The sequence below is a fragment of the Mycobacterium sp. NPDC006124 genome, from assembly GCF_040614235.1.
In the GTDB taxonomy this organism is placed as follows: Bacteria; Actinomycetota; Actinomycetes; order Mycobacteriales; family Mycobacteriaceae; genus Mycobacterium.
On sequence record NZ_JBEXUA010000006.1, the window covers coordinates 136,543 to 156,106 of the forward strand.

Consider the following 19,564-nt stretch of genomic DNA (forward strand, 5'->3'; position numbering starts at 1 on the left):
TATCAATCTCTAGTGGCTCCGGCTTTTCGGTTCCACTTCTCCTCGCGCAAGCGCTCGGCTCAGTGGAACTGACCCTCTTCGGTCGAGCCCGCAAGCGCGGTGGTCGACGAGGTCGGGTCCACCGTGGTGGCGATCTTGTCGAAGTAGCCAGCGCCGACCTCACGCTGGTGCTTGGTCGCGGTGTATCCCCGCTCCTCGGCGGCGAACTCGCGCTCCTGCAGCTCGACGTAGGCGCTCATCTGGTTGCGGGCGTAGCCGTGGGCCAGATCGAACATCGAGTAGTTCAGGGCGTGGAAGCCGGCCAGGGTGATGAACTGGAACTTGAATCCCATGGCGCCCAACTCGTTCTGGAACTTCGCGATGGTCGCGTCGTCCAGGTGCTGCTTCCAGTTGAACGACGGGCTGCAGTTGTAGGCCAGCATCTGGTCGGGGAACTCGCTCTTGACGCCCTCGGCGAACTTCTTGGCCAGCTCCAGGTCCGGGGTACCGGTCTCCATCCAGATGAGGTCGGAGTACGGCGCGTAGGACTTGGCGCGGGCGATGCAGGGCTCCAGGCCGTTCTTGACCCGGTAGAAGCCTTCCTTGGTGCGCTCGCCGGTGATGAACGGCTGGTCGCGCTCGTCGACGTCGGAGGTGATCAGCGTGGCTGCCTCGGCGTCGGTACGGGCGATGACGACCGTCGGCACGTCGGCGACGTCGGACGCCAGGCGGGCCGAGGTCAGGGTGCGGATGTGCTGCTGGGTGGGGATGAGCACCTTGCCACCGAGGTGGCCGCACTTCTTCTCCGACGCGAGCTGGTCCTCCCAGTGCGACCCGGCGACGCCGGCGGCGATCATGGCCTTCTGCAGCTCGTAGACGTTCAGGGCGCCACCGAAGCCCGCCTCACCGTCGGCCACGATCGGGGCCAACCAGTTCTCGACGGAGCGATCGCCCTCGACCTTGGCGATCTGGTCGGCGCGCAGCAGCGCGTTGTTGATGCGGCGGACGACCTGCGGCACCGAGTTGGCCGGGTACAGGCTCTGGTCGGGGTAGGTGTGGCCGGACAGGTTCGCGTCGCCTGCGACCTGCCAACCCGAGAGGTAGATGGCCTTGAGGCCCGCGCGGACCTGCTGCACGGCCTGGTTGCCGGTCAGTGCGCCGAGGGAGTTGACGTAGTCCATGTCGTGGAGCTGCTCCCACAGCACCTCGGCACCGCGGCGGGCCAGGGTGCTCTCCTCGACCACGTGGCCCTGCAGCGCGACGACGTCCTGCGGGCTGTAGGTGCGGGTGATGCCCTTCCAGCGGGGGTTGTTGTCCCAGTCGTGCTGGATCTGTTCGGGTGACTTCGGCGTGCCAACGGTGGACATCGGGCTCCTTCGATTACGAGTGCCGGCGACGTTGCCTCGTTCGTTGTTAACGCCACCGCGCATTTAGCTGCTCTGCTGTTACGACCATGACACAGCCCATACGTGCAGGTCCACCGGTTTCGATTGCCAATTTTCGCCAAGCATTACGAGCGTTCTGCGAAGTTTGCGAAGATGAGTCGGCACTGAACCGGTTCAGAAGTTACCGTGAGGTAACCCAACGGTGCAGGTCAGTACGCTCGTACTGCTAGCGCGATCGATTCAGAGCGGGAAGACACTGGCGACGGCCTTGACCTCGTCGCCGACCACATATGTGAGCGTTGTAACAGTCCGATCCACGAGGTCCGGCCCGAACTGGTCAGTGGAACCGGCCGGATGAACGTGGCGGAGGATCTCGAGATCGTCGCCCAGCGCGACCGGGAGATCGTGCTCGATGGTCACCCGCAGCGGGGCGGCCACCAGTTCGGGGTTCTCGGAGAGGAAGTCCTCGATCACGCTCCAATACACCGAGTTGTTCATGTGGTCGAAGATGTCGATGTCACTGACGCGAACCGGGTACGACCGAACGTCGACGGCGTCCTCCCGGGATCCGGCCGTCAGATAGGCCTTCCACCGAAGGCGGTTGATCGGCGTCGTCTTCTGCAAGCCGGCGATGAAGTCGTCGGAGATGCGGGCCGGCCCCTGGGTCTCGCGGTTGATGTTGATCCAGAACGCCTCGGATTCCACGAGGCCCGCCCGCCTACCTTCTAGGCGAACCCGCATGTCGCACCACCGGTTCGAGGTGCCCGAACACCACCGCCGCAGTCGCAGCATGTCCTTGAACACGATCGGCTCGATCATGTCGATCATGGTGCGTCGCACGATCCACAGCGGATGCGTCTCCTCGAAGCCCATCTCGCGCAGCTGATCTGACCCGATGTCCTGAATGTGCCGGGTGGCGGCGTCGAACTTCAATCTGCCCGTGCGGTCGACGTCGGCCACCCGAAGTGGCCACTCGACGTCGAAGACGTCCGGATGCGGATCGGGGACGGGCATCATCGACTTCGCCAAGCCCGTCTCGGGCCGTCCCTCGGTGCTCACGAGACCAGATACTGCCACGAGAGGGCGCTGTGCCAATCCTGCGAAGCACGTCTTCGCAGCCTCATTATGCTGGTCGGCGTGGCCAAGACGTTCGTCGGATCGCGAGTGCGGCAGCTGCGCAGCGAGCGTGGATTCAGTCAAGCCGCCCTGGCCCAGATGCTCGACATCTCCCCCAGCTACCTCAACCAGATCGAACGCGACGTCCGACCGCTGACCGTCGCGGTGCTGCTGCGCATCACCGAGGTCTTCGGCGTCGACGCCACGTTCTTCGCGTCCCAGGACGACACCCGTCTGGTCGCCGAGCTGCGCGAGGTCACGATGGACAGCGACGTCGGAGTCGACGTGGCCCCGTCGGAGGTGGCCGACGTCGTCAACGCCCACCCTCAGATGGCCCAGGCGATGGTCAACCTGCACCGGCGCTACCGACTGGCGACCACTCAACTGGCGGCCGCGACCGAGGGCCGCTTCTCTGGCACCGGCTCCAGCTCCGGCTGGGGCTCCATCACGATGCCGCACGAGGAGGTGCGGGACTACTTCTACCAACGTCAGAACTATCTGCACGAACTCGACACCGCCGCCGAGGACCTGACCGTCCGCATGCGCATGAATCGCGCGGACCTGGCGGCCGAACTCTCCGACCGCCTCGTCCGGGTGCACGGCGTACACATCGTCAAGCGAATCGACCTGGGCGACACGGTCTTGCACCGCTTCGACCCCGCCACCAAGACCCTCGAGATCGGCGGCCACCTGCCGTCGGGGCAGACCGTCTTCAAGCTCGCCGCCGAGCTCGCGTTCCTCGAATTCGGCGACCTCATCGACAGCCTGGTCACCGACGGCAACTTCACCAGCGACGAGTCTCGCACCCTGGCGCGCCTCGGGTTGGCCAACTACTTCGCGGCGGCGACCATCCTGCCCTACCGCCAATTTCACGACGTGGCCGAGAACTTCCGCTACGACGTCGAGCGGCTCTCGGCGTTCTACTCGGTCAGCTACGAGACCATCGCACACCGGTTGTCGACGTTGCAGCGACCGTCGATGCGCGGCGTCCCCCTGTCGTTCGTCCGCGTCGACCGGGCCGGCAACATGTCGAAACGCCAGTCCGCCACGGGTTTTCACTTCTCTTCGAGTGGTGGCACCTGCCCGCTGTGGAACGTCTACGAGACCTTCGCCAACCCCGGCAAGATCCTCGTGCAGATCGCCCAGATGCCCGACGGCCGGCACTACATGTGGGTGGCGCGCACCGTCGAGCGTCGGGCGTCGCGGTACGGCCAACCGGGCAAGACGTTCGCGATCGGCCTTGGCTGCGAGCTGCGGCACGCACAGCGGCTGGTGTACTCCGACGGCCTCGACCTGTCCAGCGAGGTGGGCACTCCGATCGGCGCCGGGTGCCGGGTGTGCGAGCGCGACAACTGCCCGCAACGGGCCTTCCCCGCACTCGGCCGGGCGCTCGATCTCGACGAGCACCGCAGCACGGTGTCGCCGTATCCGGTCAGGCGCACCTGAGCCCACCTACACTCCAAGAGGTGAGCGCCCCCGAGACTGTTCCCGCCCGTATCCGGCCCGGAGGTTTCCGCGAACTGGGACCCCTCAACTGGATCATCGCCAAGCTGGGCGCCCGGGCCATCCGAGCCCCACGCTTCGCGCTGTTCAACGTCATCGGCCAGCACCAGTTGCTGTTCCTGGCGTGGCTGCCGTATTCGGGCATGCTGCTCGGGCTCGGCAAGCTGCCCCGTCAGGAGGCCGAATTGGTCATCCTTCGGGTGGGCCATCTTCGGGACTGCGAGTACGAATTGCAGCAGCACCGGCGTCTGGCGCGCAGCCGTGGCGTCGACCTCGAGACGCAGGCCCGGATCTTCGAGGGGCCCGACGCCGAGGGACTCACCGACCGGCAGCGCGTGCTCATCACCGCGACCGACGAGTTCGTCATCACGCGGTCGATGTCGGCGGAGACCTGGACCGCGCTGTCGACCTACCTCACCAAGAAGCAGTTGATCGAATTCTGCATGCTGGCAAGCCAATACGACGGCCTGGCCGCCACCATGGCGACTCTGAAGATCCCGCTCGACTTCCCGAACTGAGCGTCGCTACAAGTAGGTCACCGCGAGCACGCTGACCGAGAACAGCAGCGGCGAGACCGGCAGGCACCACAGGAACGCCGCCTTCGCGAAGTCCGCGTGACGATGGAACCGCCGACCGAGGAGCACGCACGCGACACCGACGGCGAGCGTGGCCGCCGCGATCACCAGCACCCACACGTCCACGGTGGTGCTCTTGGTGGCCAGCGAGATCGCGAGCAGCCACAGCATGTGGCCGAGGATCAATCCGCCGACGCCGGCGACGACGACCTGTGCTCTCACGCGTATGCGTCGATCAGAAGTTGATCATGTGGCCGGCCAGGCCGTGGAAGCACTCCTGCAACGCCTCCGACAGCGTGGGGTGGGTGTGCACGTTGCGGGTCAGCTCGTTGACGGTGAGGTCCCACTTCTGGGCCAGCGTCAGCTCGGGAAGGAGTTCGGAGACGTCGTGCCCGATCAGGTGACCGCCGAGGAGTTCGCCGTACTTCGCGTCGGCGATGATCTTGACGAAGCCACCAGGCTCGCCGAGGCCGTGCGCCTTGCCGTTGGCGGTGAACGGGAACTTCGCGACCTTGACGTCGTACCCCTCGTCGCGCGCCTGCTGTTCGGTCAGCCCGAAGCTGGCGACCTGGGGCTGGCAGAACGTCGCCCGCGGCAGCATCCGGTAGTCACCCAGCGGCAAAGTCTCTGCACCGGCGATGGTTTCGGCCGCGACCACGCCCATCGCCTCGGCCACGTGGGCCAGCTGCAGCTTCATCGTGACGTCGCCGATTGCGTAGATGTGCGGGACGTTGGTGCGCATGTGGTCGTCGATGCCGATCGACTTGCGGTCGGTCAGCTCGACACCGGCCTCGTCCAGACCGATGGTCTCGACGTTGGGCACGAAGCCGATCGACTGCATCACCTTGTCGGCGACCAGTTCCTCGGTCTTGCCGTCCTTGCTGACGACGACCTTGACGGACGACCCTTCATCGGTGATCGACTCGACCTTGGTGCCGGTGCGAATCTTCACGCCCAGCTTCTTGAACTGCTTCTCGATCTCCTTGGAGATCTCGGCGTCCTCGTTGGGCAGGGCGCGGGGCAGGAATTCGACGATGGTGACGTCGACCCCGTAGTTGCTCATCACGTAGCCGAACTCCATGCCGATGGCACCGGCGCCGGCGATGACGATCGACTTCGGGAGTTCGCCCTCCATGATCTGCTCTTCGTAGGTGACCACGTTCTCCGACAGCTCGGTGCCCGGCACCAGACGGGTGCGGCTACCGGTCGCGATGATGGCGTTGTCGAAGGTGAGCGTCTCGGTGCCGCCGTCGTTGAGCTCGACCGAGAGGGTGTTGGCGTCGGTGAAGGCGCCCTTGCCGTGAACCTCGGTGATCTTGTTCTTCTTCATCAGGAAGTGCACGCCCGCGACGCGGCCGTCGGCGACCTTGCGGCTGCGCTCGAACGCCGAGCCGTAGTCGAACGAGACGTCACCGCTGATACCGAACGTCTTGGCTTCCTTGGTGAAGATGTGCGCCAGCTCGGCGTTGCGCAGCAGCGACTTGGACGGGATGCAGCCCACGTTGAGGCATACCCCACCCCAGTACTTCGGCTCGACGATGGCAGTGTTGAGGCCGAGCTGGGCAGCGCGAATGGCGGCCACGTAACCGCCGGGACCGGCACCGAGCACGACGACGTCATAGTGAGTCACGACCCCAGCCTAATGGTCGCCGTCAGCGGAACTGCGGTAGATGCGTCAGCCGAGAGCGATCGCGGGCCGGGCCGCGGGGATGGGGCAGGCGTCCTGCGCCTCGGCCACGACGTGGGTGCCGCCGTCACGGGGGCGCTCCCCGCGCTCGTACCGCGATCCGGTGATCGGCGGCTCCGCCTCGAGCAGCCGGTTCTCCGCCTCGGTGAACGCGCGGCCGCGGCTGAGGAACCTCATGCCCTCGGGCGTCTCGAGGCTGAACCCGCCGCCGCGGCCGGGCACCACGTCGATGACCAACTGGGTGTGCTTCCACGCCTCGAACTGGCTGCCGGAGATCCACACCGGTACGCCGTCACCCACGTCGAGGACGGCCAGCAGTACGTCGCGGTCCCCCACCAGGAATTCACCGGCGGGATAGCACATCGGCGAGGAGCCGTCACAGCAGCCGCCCGACTGGTGAAACATCAACGCGCCGTGGCGACTTTGCAAGGTACGAAGCAGTTCGGCCGCCGCCTCGGTGATCAGCGCGCGGTTGGTTGCGTCCACCATCGTCAATCCCCTCCCCCGGCCCGTCGGCCAGGTGTTACTCAGCTCACAGTACGCCGGTGGTCACAATGGACCCCGTGGCTGATGAGCGCTTGCGCGAAGAACCAAGTACAGATGACGACCCCCAGCTGTGGCTCGAGGACATCACCGGCGACGACGCGCTCGAGTGGGTGCGCCGACACAACGAACCGACGCTCGCCGAACTCGGCGGCGAACGCTTCGAGACGATGCGGTCCGAGGCGCTGGAGATCCTCGACACCGACACCCGCATCCCCTACGTGCGGCGCCGCGGGAGGCATCTCTACAACTTCTGGCGTGACGGCGACCATCCGCGGGGACTGTGGCGGCGCACGACGCTCGAGCAGTACCGCACCGACGATCCCGACTGGGACGTTCTCGTCGACCTGGACGCCCTGGCCGCCGCCGACGGCGAGAACTGGGTGTGGGCGGGTGCCGAGGTCATCGAACCCGACTACACCCTGGCCCTCCTCGAGTTGTCCCGCGGCGGCTCCGACGCCACCGTGGTGCGCGAATTCGACCTGACGACACGCCAATTCGTCGCCGACGGCTTCGCCGTGGACGAGGCGAAGACCAGCATCTCGTGGGAGGACCACGACACCGTCTTGGTCGGCACCGACTTCGGCCCCGGTTCGCTGACCGAGTCCGGCTACCCGCGCGTGGTCAAGCGGTGGCGGCGAGGGCAGCCACTGTCGCAGGCGCAGACGGTGTTCGAGGGCGTCGCGTCCGACGTCAGCGTCGGGGTGGGCTTCGACCCGACCCCGGGGTTCGAGCGGCTGATCGCCTCCCGGTCGGTCGACTTCTTCAACCGGGAGTACTTCGAGATTCGTGGCGAGGAGTCGATCCGAATCGACGTCCCCACCGACGCCGGCATCTCGATTCACCGCCAGTGGTTGCTGATTCGGCCCCGAACCCCGTGGACCGTCGGGCAGACGACCTACCCCGCCGGTTCACTGCTGGCCGCCGCCTATGACGACTTCATCTCCGGCACGGCGGAACTCGACGTGGTCTTCGAGCCGGACGCCCACACCAGCCTCGACACCTACACCTGGACCCGCGACCGCCTGGTACTCGGCACCCTGGTCGACGTCGCCACCCATGTCGAGGTGGTCACCCCCGGTACGTGGCAGCGCGAACCCGTGGCAGGCCTTCCCGCCAATGCGACGACGGTCATCGTCGACGCCGACGAGCTCGGTGACGAGATCTTCGTCGACTCAAGCGGTTTCGACAGTCCGTCACGTCTGCTGTGGGGCCACGTCGGTGACGAGCTCGCCGAGGTCAAGAGCGCACCGGCGTTCTTCGACGCCTCGGACATCGAGGTGAACCAGCACTTCGTCGCCTCCGCCGACGGCACCATGATCCCGTACTTCGTGGTGGGGCACCGTGATTCGCTCGCGCCCGGCAAGACCCTGCTGGGCGGCTACGGCGGCTTCGAGTCCTCCAACACCCCCGGTTACGCGGGGGTCCTCGGCAAGCTGTGGTTGTCGAGGGGTGGCACGTACGTGCTGGCCAACATCCGCGGCGGCGGCGAGTACGGGCCGACGTGGCACACCCAGGCGATGCGCGAGGGCCGCCACCTCGTGCACGAGGACTTCGCGGCCGTGGCAGCCGACTTGGTGGCGCGCGGCATCACCACCGTCGAGCAACTCGGCGCCCAGGGCGGCAGCAACGGCGGACTACTCATGGGCATCATGCTGACGAAGTACCCAGAACTGTTCGGCGCGTTGGTGTGCAGCGTGCCGCTGCTCGACATGAAGCGCTACCACCTGTTGCTGGCCGGCGCGTCCTGGGTCGCCGAGTACGGCAATCCCGACGACCCGGACGACTGGGCCTTCATTGGCGAATACTCGCCGTATCAGAACATCTCGGCCGACCGGGAGTATCCCGCCCTGCTGATGACGACGTCCACCCGCGACGATCGCGTCCACCCCGGCCATGCCAGGAAGATGACGGCGGCGCTCGAGGCGGCCGGACACCGGGTGCGCTACTACGAGAACGTCGAGGGCGGTCACGCCGGGGCGGCGGACAATGCCCAAACCGCGTTCCGGTCGGCGCTGATCTACGAATTCCTGCACCGCATGCTCGACGTGGCACCGTAACGGTTGCCCCACGCGCCGACACACCCGTACGTCGAAGGGATGTGTCATGACCGTGATCGAGCGGCGCGCAGCTGTCGTGTCGAGTGTCCAACGGGTCGGCGGGCTCCTGGCCCGGTACGGCCTCGTCGTCGTCGTCGGGTGGATCGGGCTGATGAAGTTCACCGTCTACGAGGCCAAGGGCATCGAGCCGCTCGTCGCGTCCAGCCCGCTGATGAGCTGGCTCTACGAGCTGTTCTCCGTCACGACGTTCTCGGCGCTGCTGGGCGTGGTGGAGGTGGCCGCGGCGGTGCTGATTGCGCTCGCACCGTGGTGGCCGAGGGTCTCAGCCGTCGGCAGCGTCATTGCCGTCGGGTTGTTCGTCGGCACGCTCAGCTTCCTGTTCACCGCACCGGGAGTGTTCGAGTCGACCGAGGGCGGTTTTCCGATGCTGGGCTCGACCGGCCAGTTCCTGATCAAGGACGTGGCACTGCTGGGGATCTCGGCGTGGACGCTCGGCGACGCGCTCCGACAGCGGTGACTCCGAGGACGAGCGGCTACCATCCGTACGCGTGACGTGTGCGACCCCCGACGAGGCCACGCTCATTACGGCGCTGCGAGCCCATGACGAGGCGGCCTTCGCCGAACTGGTGGACCTGCACACCCCGTCGATGCTGCGGATCGCGCGTGGCTACGTGCCCAACGGCGCCATCGCCGAGGAGGTCGTCCAGGAAACCTGGATCGCGTTGCTCAAGGGAATCGACGCCTTCGAGGGGCGGTCGTCACTGCGGACGTGGCTGTTCACCGTGATGATCAACATCGCCAAACGCCGCGGCATCCGCGAACGCCGTGACGCCGACGTCGCGATCACCGCGTTCACCGGGGGGACCGTCGACCCCGCCCGCTTCCGCGCTGCCGGACAGCAATGGTCGGGTCACTGGCGCGAGACCGAGGAACCGTCACCGTTCCCGGAGACCCCGGAGGGCTCCCTTCTCGGGGCGGAACTGGTGGCGGTCACCAGACGAGCCCTCGACGAACTTCCCGAGCGGCAACGCGTCGTGGTGACCATGCGGGACATGCTGGGGTTCGACTCGGCGGAAGTGTGCGACATGCTCGAGATCAGCGTCGCCAATCAGCGGGTGCTGCTGCACCGTGGCAGGGCCGCGGTGCGGGCGCGGCTCGAGGACTACCTGGGGGATGCCCGATGAATACCGAACCTCTCGACTGCCGCGAACTCGTCGAACTGGTCACCGCCTACCTCGACGGGGCCCTGGACCCCGACACGCGCGCTCGCTTCGACCTGCACCTGCTCGGCTGCGACGGCTGCGAGAACTACCTGCAGCAGTTCCGCGTCACGGTGAGGACCCTGGGCACGATCCACGACGACGTCGAGCCGCAGTTTCGCCACCGTCTCATGGAGGCCTTCCGGGACTGGCACTAGCCGGGCACCTATCCTGGGCCACGTGAGCACCACGTCGACGATCCTGTTCTACGGTGGCGTGGCGATCCTCCTGGTCGGACTCCTTCTACCGGGGTGGCGCACCGCGACTCTGCCAAAGCGTGCGGTGAAGCGCCGGATCTATTGGGGCGCAACGATCGTCGCCCTTCCAGTCCTGTTCGCCGCGGGGTGGCCCGACGTGCAGAGCTCGCTGGCGTTTCTGGCGATGGCCTGTGTGCTGATGGGCGGCTGGGCCTACTTCCGCACTCCGAACATCAAGGTAGGCGGCCGAATCCTCACCGCAGATCCGTCGCACCGCGAGCCCGACTAAGTGCGCCGCAGCCCGCCGACCATCGACGTGAACACCCCGAGCAGCACCACCGCGGCCCCCGCGGCGAGGGTCAGGTTCAGCCACAGATGCAGGCTGCCGATCGCATGGTCGACCATGGCGGCGGCCACGTTCCTGACGTCGTCGGTGGTCGCACCGAGCGCGCGGTTCACGTAGCGCCGGCCCACCTCGATCCCGGCCCAGCCGGCGGCCCCGACGATCAGGGCCGAGACACCAAGCGCGCCAAGCGCCTTGCCGCGCCGTTTGGCCGAGGCCAGCGTCAGCAGCGCGAAGACCCCGGCGAGGACCGCGATCCCGACGCTGGCCCACGGGCCCCATTTCGCCACGTCTCGATACTTGCCCGGCCGCAGCGAGTCGGAGATGTTCTGGGTGAGCGGGATCTCCAGCGTCTCGGGCGGCTTGATGCCGAAGTCGGCGAGCGTCTGCTGAAAGGAGCTGTCCGCCAGCATCGGTGACAGGTCGACCTCCCACCGCCCCGACGCATCGGACCGTTGCACGGAATCGGTGAACAACCAACGGTGCGCAACCTGGTTGGCGAGCGCGAACTGGCCGGGGAACGCCGCACTGCCGGTGTAGGCCCGCGCCGCGCCGCTGAGCAGCGTCTCGTTGATTTCCCCGCTGGAGTAGCCGGCGCTGGTGGACAACCTCGTCACCTCGGAGGTCAACGCGGCCGCCATCGCCTGCTGTACGGCGGGATCCTTCGCCGCGGACGTGGCCAGCGCGGAGTACCCGTCTTGGTCGACGACGTTGTGCTGAACCCAGGTCGCGGGAATCGCGACCGCCAGCGCGACGGTGGTCAGAATCCAGAACACGAGGGCCGCCAGCGTCCGCATGCAGGCGTCCCTCCGTCCGGCTCGAGGACTGAGGTCAGTCGGCCAGCGCGCGGCCTACGATCAGCGGGTCGGCACGACCGACCACCTCGTGGTCCTTGTTGTCGTAGTCGAACTTACCCAGGACGTAGCGCATCGCGTTGATGCGGGCGCGTTTCTTGTCGTTGCTCTTGACCACGGTCCACGGTGCCATCTCGGTGTCCGTCCACGCGAACATGTCCTCCTTGGCTGCGGTGTAGTCCTCCCACTTGTCCAGCGACGCCAGGTCGGTGGGTGAGAGCTTCCACTGCCGGACCGGGTCGACCTGCCGGATGGTGAACCGGGTGCGCTGCTCGGCTTGGGTGACGGAGAACCACAGCTTGGTGAGGCTGATGCCGTCGTTGACGAGCATCTGCTCGAACAGAGGCGCCTGCCGGATGAACTCGGCGTGCTGCTTGCCCGAGCAGTACCCCATGACGCGTTCGACGCCGGCCCGGTTGTACCAGGAGCGGTCGAACAGCACGATCTCACCCGAGGCGGGCAAATGCTGCACGTAGCGCTGGAAGTACCATTGCGTCCGTTCGCGCTCGGTGGGCTTCTCGAGTGCGACGACCCGGGCCCCGCGTGGGTTGAGGTGCTCCATGAACCGCTTGATGGTGCCGCCCTTGCCGGCCGCGTCACGCCCCTCGAAGACGATGACGTGCCGCAGCCCGTTGGTCTGACTCCACTTCTGCAGCTTCAGCAGCTCGATCTGCAGCAGCCGCTTCTGCTCCTCGTACTCCTCGCGCTTCATGCGCTCGTCGTACGGGTAGTTCTCCCGCCAGGTGTCGACGACCTCGCCCGTGGGCTGGATGATCAGCTCGGGATCGTCGTCGTCGTCGTCGCGCACGGTGTAGCCGTTGAGGGCAGAGGCGTCCAGGGTCACCGGCGAAACGTAGCGACCCCGGCAAAATTGTCGGTGACCGCGACGTGAACGGAAGGTAGCGAGCGCTACTTGGCCGCTCGCTTGGGACGGATCAGCGCGAACTTCGTCATCATCGTGTTCATGCGCTTGAGCGCCTTCTGCGAGTTGTTGTAGTAGTTGCCACCCGCACCGGCGCTGCTGCGGGGGCTGACGATGGCCTCCTGGCGGCAGAACTTTCGCAGACCCTCGGCACCGCCGAAGCGCACTCCGATGCCCGACGTCTTCCACCCGCCCATCGGGGCCGTGGTGCACATCAGGTTGGAGATCACGTCGTTGATGTTGACGGCGCCGCAATCGAGTTCCAGCGCAACGTCGTTCGCCCGTTCGACGTCACGCGAGAACACCGCCGCACTGAGTCCGTAGGGGCTGTCGTTGGCCAGCCGGACCGCCTCGGCGACCGACTTCACCTTCATGATGGGCAGCGTCGGACCGAAGGTCTCCTCGGTCATGCAGGCCATCGAATGGTCGACGTCGACCAGGACGGTCGGCGGGTAGAAACTCCCCTGCCCGGTCGGGCGCACCCCGCCGGTCAACGCCTTGGCTCCCTTGGCGAGGGCGTCGTCGACGTGGCGGGCGGTGACGGCGACCTGGCTGTCGTCGATCATGGCGCCGAAGTCGTAGCCCTCCCCCGCACCCATCTTGAGCTTCTCGACGTCGCGCACGACGGCCTCGACGAACTGGTCGTAGACCTGCTCGAGCACGTACACCCGCTCGACGGATACGCACGTCTGGCCGGCATTGAACATCGCGCCCCACACGGCGGCGTGCGCGGCGAGGTCGACGTCGGCGTCCTCGAGCACGATCATCGGGTCCTTGCCGCCGAGTTCGAGGCTGACCGGGGTGAGCCGGCGGGCCGCCCGTTCCATCACCTTGGCGCCCGTGGCGCTGGACCCGGTGAACTGGATGTAGTCGGAGGCGTCGACGACGGCCTCGACTGCCTCGCGCGCGCCCTGCACGATCGCCATCACCTCGGGCGCCCCCGAGTCGAGCCAGCCACGTTGCAACAGTTCGGCGGTCAAGGGGGTGCGCTCGGAGGGCTTGAGCAGCACCGCGCACCCCGCGGCGAGGGCGGCGATGCCGTCCATCAGCAGATTGGCGACCGGGTAGTTCCACGGCGCGATGATCCCGACGACGGGGCGGGGTCGGTAATGCACCGCGATCTTCTTGATCGACAGGAACGGCAGCGACGCCGGGCGCTTCTCCGGCGCCAGCGCCTTCTCCATCGTCTTGATGTAGTAGGACGCGATCATGATCAGCAGTGGCACCTCCTGTGCCGCGTCCGTCGCCGACTTGCCGGTCTCGGCGATCAACAGCGACTCGATCTCCTCGCGGTGCTCACCGAGCCAGACGGCGTACCGGGCGATGACCTTGGCGCGTCCGGCGGCGCCGCGCGCCTCCCATTCCCGCTGGGCGTGGCGGAGTCCGGTGGCGATCCTGGCGACGTCGGCCGGGTCTGACCAACGGACGGTTCCGGCGACGGCACCGGTGGCCGGATTGAGGATCTTCGCGACCGCGTCGACTTCAGGCGTTGCTGTCATTCCCCCATGCTAAACCGTTGCTGTGATCCAGATCGCACCGGGGTTGACACCCGTCAAGTTTGACCGCGATCGCAGCCAACGCGACGAGTGAACTGCCGAGGCTCACCGCACCGATCGTGTCGGTGAAGTAGTGGTACGTGACGGCCTGACCGGCGGTGCCCAGCACGGCGAACGTCGCGACGACCACCAGTAGCCATCGGCGCACGCCCCATACGAGCACCACCATCCCCAACACCGTCATCATCACCGTCACGTGTCCGCTGGGATAGGCGAGCGCGCCCTCCCGTTGGCGACCGAACAGGCGCTTGAGCAGGCGCACCGCGACCACCCCCGCCAGCGGCGTCAGCACGACCACCGCAGCCAGCCGCCAGCGGCGCCGGTAGGAGGCGACGACGAACGCGCAGATCAGCAGAAGCTGCAGCAACAGCGGTTCGGTGAAGAACAACAACTCCCCGAGCACGGGGTGCGCCGCCCACCCGTTGCGGATGAACCAGTCGTCGACGCGCGTCGACCGGTCGCCGACCGCCAACCCCAACGCGACCGTCAGCGGCAGCCCGACGGCCGGCCACCACCTCAGCGCCGGACTCATCCCTCGGCGACGAGACCCCGCACGTAGGCCGCCTGACCCAGGTGCTGGGCGCAGTCGTCGACGATGCTGACGATGCGCGCACTCGCGGTCACCGGCGGCGTCCACCGCTTGTCGACGATCGTCTCGAGATCCTTGGCGGTGGTCGCCGCGACGTAGGACAGCGCCATCGAATGCACGGCGCGGTAGTACCCACCCAGCAGTTCGGCCGACGCGCGCACCTTGGCGACCTGGTCCGCGTCGTGGCCGTAGCCGCTCGAGTCCTTCGGCAGGTCGAGGTCGAACCTGCCGACCCAGTCGTCACGGAACCACACCTGATCGGCGCCGGCGATCTCGCTGAGCTGGGCGTCGATCACCCGGGCGCTGTGCCACAGCAGCCAGGCGACGGTATTGGCGTTCGGGGTGGCGCGGTAGTAGGCGACCTCGTCGGTCAACCCGTCGACGAGGTCGTCGACGTGTTCGGCGAGCCGGGTGAACGAATCACGCAGCAGCTCACGGGCAACGGAGATGTCGGTATCGGACATGGTCGAGACGCTACTCGGTGGCGGTGACGTCAGCCCTCGGCCGGGGATGCCCCGTGGAACACGGCCTCGACGTTGTTGCCGTCGGGATCCCGCACGAAGGCACCGAAGTACCCCGGGTGGTACTCGGGCCACAGACGTGGCGCGTGCAGCGACTCCGCTCCGAGCGCCAGCGCCGCGTCGTGGAACGCGCGCACCTCGTCGACGTCGGTGGCCTGGAAGGCGAAGTGGATCGGGGCGCCCACCTCTCGATCGCCGCCGTCCTCGATCCAGAAGTCCGGCTTGCCGTCCCGGCCGTAGCCGATGGCCGGCCCGAACTCCATCTGGCGGGTGTACCCCAGCACACCGAGCACTGAGTCGTAGAACTGCCGAGCCCGGCCGAAGTCGGCGCACACGATCCCGAAGTGGTCGATCACGAAATCGATCGTGGCACATGGCACCGACACCGCCGTAGATTCGGCCCATGAGCTATGACCTGATCATCCGCAACGGCACGATCGTCGACGGCCTTGGCGGTGACCCGTTCATCGGCGACGTCGCGGTGTCGGGCGCGGTGATCGCCGCGGTCGGCACGGTCGACGGCGACGCGACGCGCGAGATCGACGCCACGGGTCTGCTCGTCACTCCCGGCTTCGTCGACCTGCACACCCACTACGACGGTCAGGCCATCTGGAGTGATCGCATGACGCCGTCGTCGGCGCACGGGGTCACCACCGCCGTGATGGGCAACTGCGGGGTGGGCTTCGCTCCCTGCCGAGCAGACGACCACGACACGCTCGTCGACCTCATGGCGGGCGTGGAGGACATTCCGGGCGTGGTGATGACCGACGGCCTGCCGTGGACGTGGGAGACCTTCCCCGAGTTCCTCGACGCCTTGTCCTCGCGGCCCCGCGACATCGACGTGGCCGCACTCCTTCCGCACTCGCCGTTGCGGGTGTACGTGATGGGCCAGCGCGGTGTCGACCGGGAGGCCGCGACGCCCGAGGACCTGTCCCAGATGCGCAAGCTCGCCGCCGAAGCCGTCGAGGTGGGCGCACTCGGTTTCGCCTCGTCACGGTTGACGCTGCACAAGAGCGAAAGCGGCCAGCCCATACCGAGTTTCAACGCCGGCCGCGAGGAGATCGACGCGATCGCCCGCGGCATGAAGGACGCCGGCGGTGGGCTGATCCAGTTCGTTCCCGACCTCGTCGCCGGGGACTACGGCCCGGCACTGGAGGTGGTGTTCGCCGTCGCCGCGGACGTCGGCCTGCCCGTGACGTTCACCCTCGCCATCGGCAACGCGGGCGACCCCTTCTACGTCGACGGTCTGGACCTGGTGGCGAAGGCCAACGCGGCCGGCGGTGACGTCTCGGCCCAGATCTTCCCGCGGCCCATCGGTCTGATGATAGGCCTCGAACTCTCCGGCAACCCGTTCGTCCTCTACCCCAGTTACCGCGAAATCGCCCACCTGCCGCTGGCCGACCGCGTCGTCGAGATGCGCAAACCCGAAGTGCGCGAACGCATCCTGGCCGACCAGCCCGCCTCCGACGGTCACCCGCTGATGTTCGCCGCACAGGCCTGGGAGTGGATGTTCCCCCTCGGCGAGCCGCCCAACTACGAGCCGCCCCGCTCGGAGAGCATCGCATCACGTGCGCGAGCCCGTGGCGTCAGCCCGCTCGAAGAGGCCTACGACCGGGTGCTCGACGACGATGGTCGCGCGATGCTGCTGATCACCCTGGCCAACTTCCGCGACGGTTCGCTGGACACCGTCGCGGAGTTGATGAAGCGCGACGACGTCGTCCTCGGCCTCGGCGACGGCGGCGCCCATTACGGAATGATCTGCGATGCAAGCTTTCCCACCTACATGCTGGCGCACTGGGCGCGCGACCGGCCCGCCGGTCGGTTGCCCGTCGCCGACGCCGTCCGAGAACTGACGTCGGCCCCGGCGCGGGTGGCCGGCCTTGCCGACCGGGGTCGCATCGCCGTCGGCTACAAGGCGGACCTCAACGTCGTCGACCACGCCGCCCTGACCCTGCACAAGCCCGTCATCGTCCACGACCTGCCCGCGGGCGGCCGGCGACTCGACCAGACCGCCGACGGGTACGTCGCGACCGTGGTGTCCGGTGAGGTCATCTCGGAGAACGGAGTGCCGACCTCGGCGCTGCCGGGCAAGCTGGTGCGGGGCCGGCAGTCCGCACCAGCCTGACCGGGCCCGTGTCCCGACTTCGGATCATCGCGCGCGCAACGGTGGTCAACGGGCCCCACGCACGAGGTGATTGACTCCCGTGACGGTCATGAGCGCCCCCGCCGGCGACGAAGCTCCAGCCATCTCGCCACAGGCCCGAACAGCGCTGTGGGCGAGCCTGGTCGGCACGACCATCGAGTGGTACGACTTCTTCCTCTACGCCACCGCCGCCAGCCTGGTGTTCAACAAGGCGTTCTTCCCGGATCAGACCACGTTCGTGGGCACGCTGCTCGCGTTCGCCACCTTCGCGGTTGGCTTCCTCGTCCGCCCGATCGGAGGCTTCGTCTTCGGTCACGTCGGCGATCGCATCGGCCGCAAGAAGACGCTGGCGCTGACGATGTTCCTGATGGGTGGAGCGACCGCCCTCATGGGCCTGCTGCCCACCGCCGCACAGATCGGAATTCTGGCGCCGATCCTGCTGCTGGTGCTGCGCATCGTGCAGGGCTTCGCCCTTGGCGGCGAATGGGCGGGAGCGGTGCTCCTGGCAGTCGAGCACGGTCCACCCCGGCGCCGCGGTCTCTTCGGCAGCATCCCGCAGGTCGGGCTGGCCATCGGGTTGGCCTTGGGCACTGGCGTCTTCGCCCTTCTGCAGATCGCACTGCCCGACGACGCCTTCCTCGACTACGGCTGGCGCATAGCCTTTCTCTTCAGCGTCGTGCTGGTCGTCTTCGGCATCGTGGTGCGGTTGAAGGCCACCGAGACGCCGGCCTTCGAGAAGGTGCGCGACGGTGGTGAGCGGGTCGCGGTGCCGCTGAAGGCGGTCTTCAAACCACCGGCGCTGCGCTCCACGGTGCTGGGGATGCTGTCGCGGTGGGGCGAGGGCGCCGCCTTCAACACGTGGGGCGTGTTCGCCATCTCCTATGCCACCAGCACGCTCAAGCTCGACAAGATCCCGGTGCTGGTGACCGTGACCGTAGCGGCGCTGCTGATGGCCGTGCTGATTCCGGTGTCGGGCCTGCTGAGCGACCGCTTCGGCCCGAAGCGGGTGTACGCCATCGGGATCGCCGCCTACGGCGTCGCCGTGTTCCCAGTCTTCGCCCTCTTCGACACCCGCGACATCTGGCTCTACGCCCTTGGAATGGTGGTGGTGTTCGGCGTGGTCCACGCCTTGTTCTACGGCGCCCAGGGCACGCTCTACGCCTCGTTGTTTCCGGCGCGGATTCGCTACACCGGGCTGTCGACGGTGTACCAGCTCTCCGGCGTCTACGCCTCCGGGCTGACCCCGCTGATCTTGACCGCGTTGATCGGGGTGGCGGGCGGCACGCCGTGGCTCGCCTGCGGCTACCTGGTGGCGACTGCGTCGATCGCCGTCGTCGCCACGCTTCTGCTCAAGCCCACCCCGCTGGCCGACATCTAGTCGCCGAGTGTGGGCCTAGCGTAACGAAATTGACACGGAACCGTGCACGAGGCCCACAGTCGTCAGACAGGGCACCCGGCCGCTAGGAGCTTGTCGCGAATTCGCTGAATTACCAAGTGTGGCCGCGACATCATCGCCGCACTGACGCGTACGACGCTCCATCCGGCTGCTTCGAGGCGCGCGAGCCGCTCGATGTCCCAGGCTCGCTGCCCACCGTCGGTCCAGTGCTGCACACCGTCGTATTCGACCGCGACCTTCCATCGACGCCAACCCATGTCGACCCGAATGTGCAGTCGCGGAAACTCGATCTGCGTCTCGGGTCGGGGTAGCCCGGCGGAGATGATGAGGAGTCGCAGCTTGCTCTCCTGCGGGGACTCGGCACCACCGTCGGCGAGGTCGAGCACTCGGCGCAACCGCGCCACGCCGCGTACGCCGGGGTGTGCGTCGGCGACCGCAAGGACGTCCAGCGGCGTGATGCGCGTGGCGTTGAGCGAGGCGTCGATGGCGGCGATCGCCTGATCGATCGGACGCGTGCGACCAATGTCGAACGCGGTGCGCGCAGGTGTCGTCACCGCCACGCCACGGACGCGGCACACCTCGCCAGGGACCAGCTCCCACGTATGCACGACGATGCCCGCGGGCGCATGCCGATCCGCTCGGACGACCTCCGCTGGAGCCGACGGGTCGAGCCATTTGGTGCCGAACACCGCCGCGGCGGACGGCCCACACAGCGTCGCTCCGGTTGCCAGCCACGCGGCATGAGCTCGGATCAGGGCCGTGATCTCGATGTCGCGCGGCAGGTAAACGTCGCGATGGATGGCGATGTTGTCGCGAGCAAGCGAGCGACGGGTCAGGTCACCGTTGCGGATGGCTGTGCTGCCGAGGAATGGTTCCATGTCGAGACCGTCGCGGCGGTCCCCGACGACCGTGGGCCTCGCGTACGCCAATCGAGGC

General features: G+C 67.3%; 21 protein-coding genes. 9 read left to right on the forward strand and 12 right to left on the reverse strand.

Annotation, left to right across the window (positions count from 1 at the left end; all coding sequences use genetic code 11):
• Positions 1–59: 59 nt before the first annotated feature.
• Both aceA and ABZ195_RS14565 read right to left on the reverse strand, forming a co-directional pair.
• On the reverse strand, positions 60–1,346 hold the full coding sequence (gene aceA / locus ABZ195_RS14560) for an isocitrate lyase (RefSeq protein WP_355218793.1): 1,287 nt from the start codon (positions 1,344–1,346) through the stop codon (positions 60–62).
• A gap of 258 nt (positions 1,347–1,604) precedes the next feature.
• Entirely contained in the window at positions 1,605–2,381 is a 777-nt protein-coding gene (locus tag ABZ195_RS14565) for an acyl-[acyl-carrier-protein] thioesterase (RefSeq protein ID WP_355219230.1), read from the reverse strand.
• Between the two features lie 120 nt (positions 2,382–2,501).
• Between ABZ195_RS14565 and ramB the strand changes: the two genes are divergently transcribed.
• Together ramB and ABZ195_RS14575 are read left to right on the forward strand one after the other, a co-directional pair.
• Positions 2,502–3,926 (forward strand): acetate metabolism transcriptional regulator RamB, encoded by a 1,425-nt coding sequence (gene ramB, locus ABZ195_RS14570; RefSeq protein ID WP_355218795.1) that lies wholly within the window; start codon positions 2,502–2,504, stop codon positions 3,924–3,926.
• Positions 3,927–3,946: 20 nt separating this feature from the next.
• Entirely contained in the window at positions 3,947–4,501 is a 555-nt protein-coding gene (locus ABZ195_RS14575) for a carboxymuconolactone decarboxylase family protein (RefSeq protein ID WP_355218797.1), read from the forward strand.
• A gap of 6 nt (positions 4,502–4,507) precedes the next feature.
• Here the strand turns inward: ABZ195_RS14575 and ABZ195_RS14580 are convergent, their stop codons facing one another.
• The 3 genes from ABZ195_RS14580 to ABZ195_RS14590 are packed head-to-tail and all read right to left on the reverse strand — an operon-like array spanning position 4,508 to position 6,731.
• Complete coding sequence (locus ABZ195_RS14580) at positions 4,508–4,780, reverse strand: hypothetical protein (protein ID WP_355218799.1); 273 nt, start codon at positions 4,778–4,780, stop codon at positions 4,508–4,510.
• Positions 4,781–4,793: 13 nt separating this feature from the next.
• A complete protein-coding gene (gene lpdA, locus ABZ195_RS14585; RefSeq protein WP_355218801.1) occupies positions 4,794–6,188 on the reverse strand; it encodes a dihydrolipoyl dehydrogenase in 1,395 nt (464 codons plus the stop codon).
• A 45-nt stretch (positions 6,189–6,233) separates the two neighbouring features.
• Positions 6,234–6,731, reverse strand: coding sequence for a DUF779 domain-containing protein (locus tag ABZ195_RS14590; RefSeq protein WP_355219232.1), 498 nt, complete (start codon positions 6,729–6,731; stop codon positions 6,234–6,236).
• Positions 6,732–6,808: 77 nt separating this feature from the next.
• On the opposite strand from ABZ195_RS14590, the gene ABZ195_RS14595 reads away from it, so the two are divergent.
• Genes ABZ195_RS14595 through ABZ195_RS14615 form a run of 5 tightly spaced genes read left to right on the forward strand, consistent with a single transcriptional unit; the run spans position 6,809 to position 10,593 of the window.
• Positions 6,809–8,848 (forward strand): prolyl oligopeptidase family serine peptidase, encoded by a 2,040-nt coding sequence (locus tag ABZ195_RS14595; protein ID WP_355218803.1) that lies wholly within the window; start codon positions 6,809–6,811, stop codon positions 8,846–8,848.
• Positions 8,849–8,894: 46 nt separating this feature from the next.
• Positions 8,895–9,365 carry a DUF417 family protein gene (locus ABZ195_RS14600; RefSeq protein WP_355218805.1) on the forward strand — a complete coding sequence of 157 codons (471 nt, stop codon included), beginning with the start codon at positions 8,895–8,897 and terminating at the stop codon, positions 9,363–9,365.
• A gap of 31 nt (positions 9,366–9,396) precedes the next feature.
• Positions 9,397–10,032, forward strand: coding sequence for a sigma-70 family RNA polymerase sigma factor (locus ABZ195_RS14605; protein WP_355218807.1), 636 nt, complete (start codon positions 9,397–9,399; stop codon positions 10,030–10,032).
• A complete protein-coding gene (locus tag ABZ195_RS14610) occupies positions 10,029–10,265 on the forward strand; it encodes a zf-HC2 domain-containing protein (protein WP_355218809.1) in 237 nt (78 codons plus the stop codon). Before ABZ195_RS14605 ends, ABZ195_RS14610 begins: the two co-directional genes overlap by 4 nt.
• A gap of 22 nt (positions 10,266–10,287) precedes the next feature.
• Positions 10,288–10,593, forward strand: coding sequence for a hypothetical protein (locus ABZ195_RS14615; protein ID WP_355218811.1), 306 nt, complete (start codon positions 10,288–10,290; stop codon positions 10,591–10,593).
• On the opposite strand, the gene ABZ195_RS14620 is transcribed toward ABZ195_RS14615, so the two are convergent.
• The 6 genes from ABZ195_RS14620 to ABZ195_RS14645 form a co-directional block, all read right to left on the reverse strand.
• The gene (locus ABZ195_RS14620; protein ID WP_355218813.1) at positions 10,590–11,444 is read right to left on the reverse strand and encodes a hypothetical protein; all 855 of its coding nucleotides are present in this window, start codon (positions 11,442–11,444) and stop codon (positions 10,590–10,592) included. The genes ABZ195_RS14615 and ABZ195_RS14620 overlap by 4 nt on opposite strands.
• A gap of 34 nt (positions 11,445–11,478) precedes the next feature.
• Positions 11,479–12,345 carry a polyphosphate kinase 2 gene (gene ppk2 / locus ABZ195_RS14625; protein WP_355218815.1) on the reverse strand — a complete coding sequence of 289 codons (867 nt, stop codon included), beginning with the start codon at positions 12,343–12,345 and terminating at the stop codon, positions 11,479–11,481.
• 65 nt (positions 12,346–12,410) lie between these two features.
• On the reverse strand, positions 12,411–13,922 hold the full coding sequence (locus ABZ195_RS14630) for an aldehyde dehydrogenase family protein (protein ID WP_355218817.1): 1,512 nt from the start codon (positions 13,920–13,922) through the stop codon (positions 12,411–12,413).
• On the reverse strand, positions 13,906–14,511 hold the full coding sequence (locus ABZ195_RS14635) for a PA-phosphatase (RefSeq protein ID WP_355218819.1): 606 nt from the start codon (positions 14,509–14,511) through the stop codon (positions 13,906–13,908). The genes ABZ195_RS14630 and ABZ195_RS14635 overlap by 17 nt, the downstream gene beginning before the upstream one ends.
• Positions 14,508–15,032, reverse strand: coding sequence for a mycothiol transferase (locus tag ABZ195_RS14640; RefSeq protein WP_355218821.1), 525 nt, complete (start codon positions 15,030–15,032; stop codon positions 14,508–14,510). The genes ABZ195_RS14635 and ABZ195_RS14640 overlap by 4 nt, the downstream gene beginning before the upstream one ends.
• A gap of 29 nt (positions 15,033–15,061) precedes the next feature.
• A complete protein-coding gene (locus tag ABZ195_RS14645) occupies positions 15,062–15,445 on the reverse strand; it encodes a VOC family protein (RefSeq protein ID WP_355218823.1) in 384 nt (127 codons plus the stop codon).
• A gap of 47 nt (positions 15,446–15,492) precedes the next feature.
• On the opposite strand from ABZ195_RS14645, the gene ABZ195_RS14650 reads away from it, so the two are divergent.
• Together ABZ195_RS14650 and ABZ195_RS14655 are read left to right on the forward strand one after the other, a co-directional pair.
• Positions 15,493–17,214 (forward strand): amidohydrolase family protein, encoded by a 1,722-nt coding sequence (locus ABZ195_RS14650; RefSeq protein WP_355218825.1) that lies wholly within the window; start codon positions 15,493–15,495, stop codon positions 17,212–17,214.
• Positions 17,215–17,302: 88 nt separating this feature from the next.
• On the forward strand, positions 17,303–18,610 hold the full coding sequence (locus ABZ195_RS14655; RefSeq protein WP_355218827.1) for an MFS transporter: 1,308 nt from the start codon (positions 17,303–17,305) through the stop codon (positions 18,608–18,610).
• Positions 18,611–18,672: 62 nt separating this feature from the next.
• Here ABZ195_RS14655 and ABZ195_RS14660 read toward each other — a convergent pair whose 3' ends face one another.
• Positions 18,673–19,506, reverse strand: coding sequence for a DUF559 domain-containing protein (locus ABZ195_RS14660; protein ID WP_355218829.1), 834 nt, complete (start codon positions 19,504–19,506; stop codon positions 18,673–18,675).
• Positions 19,507–19,564: the final 58 nt, after the last annotated feature.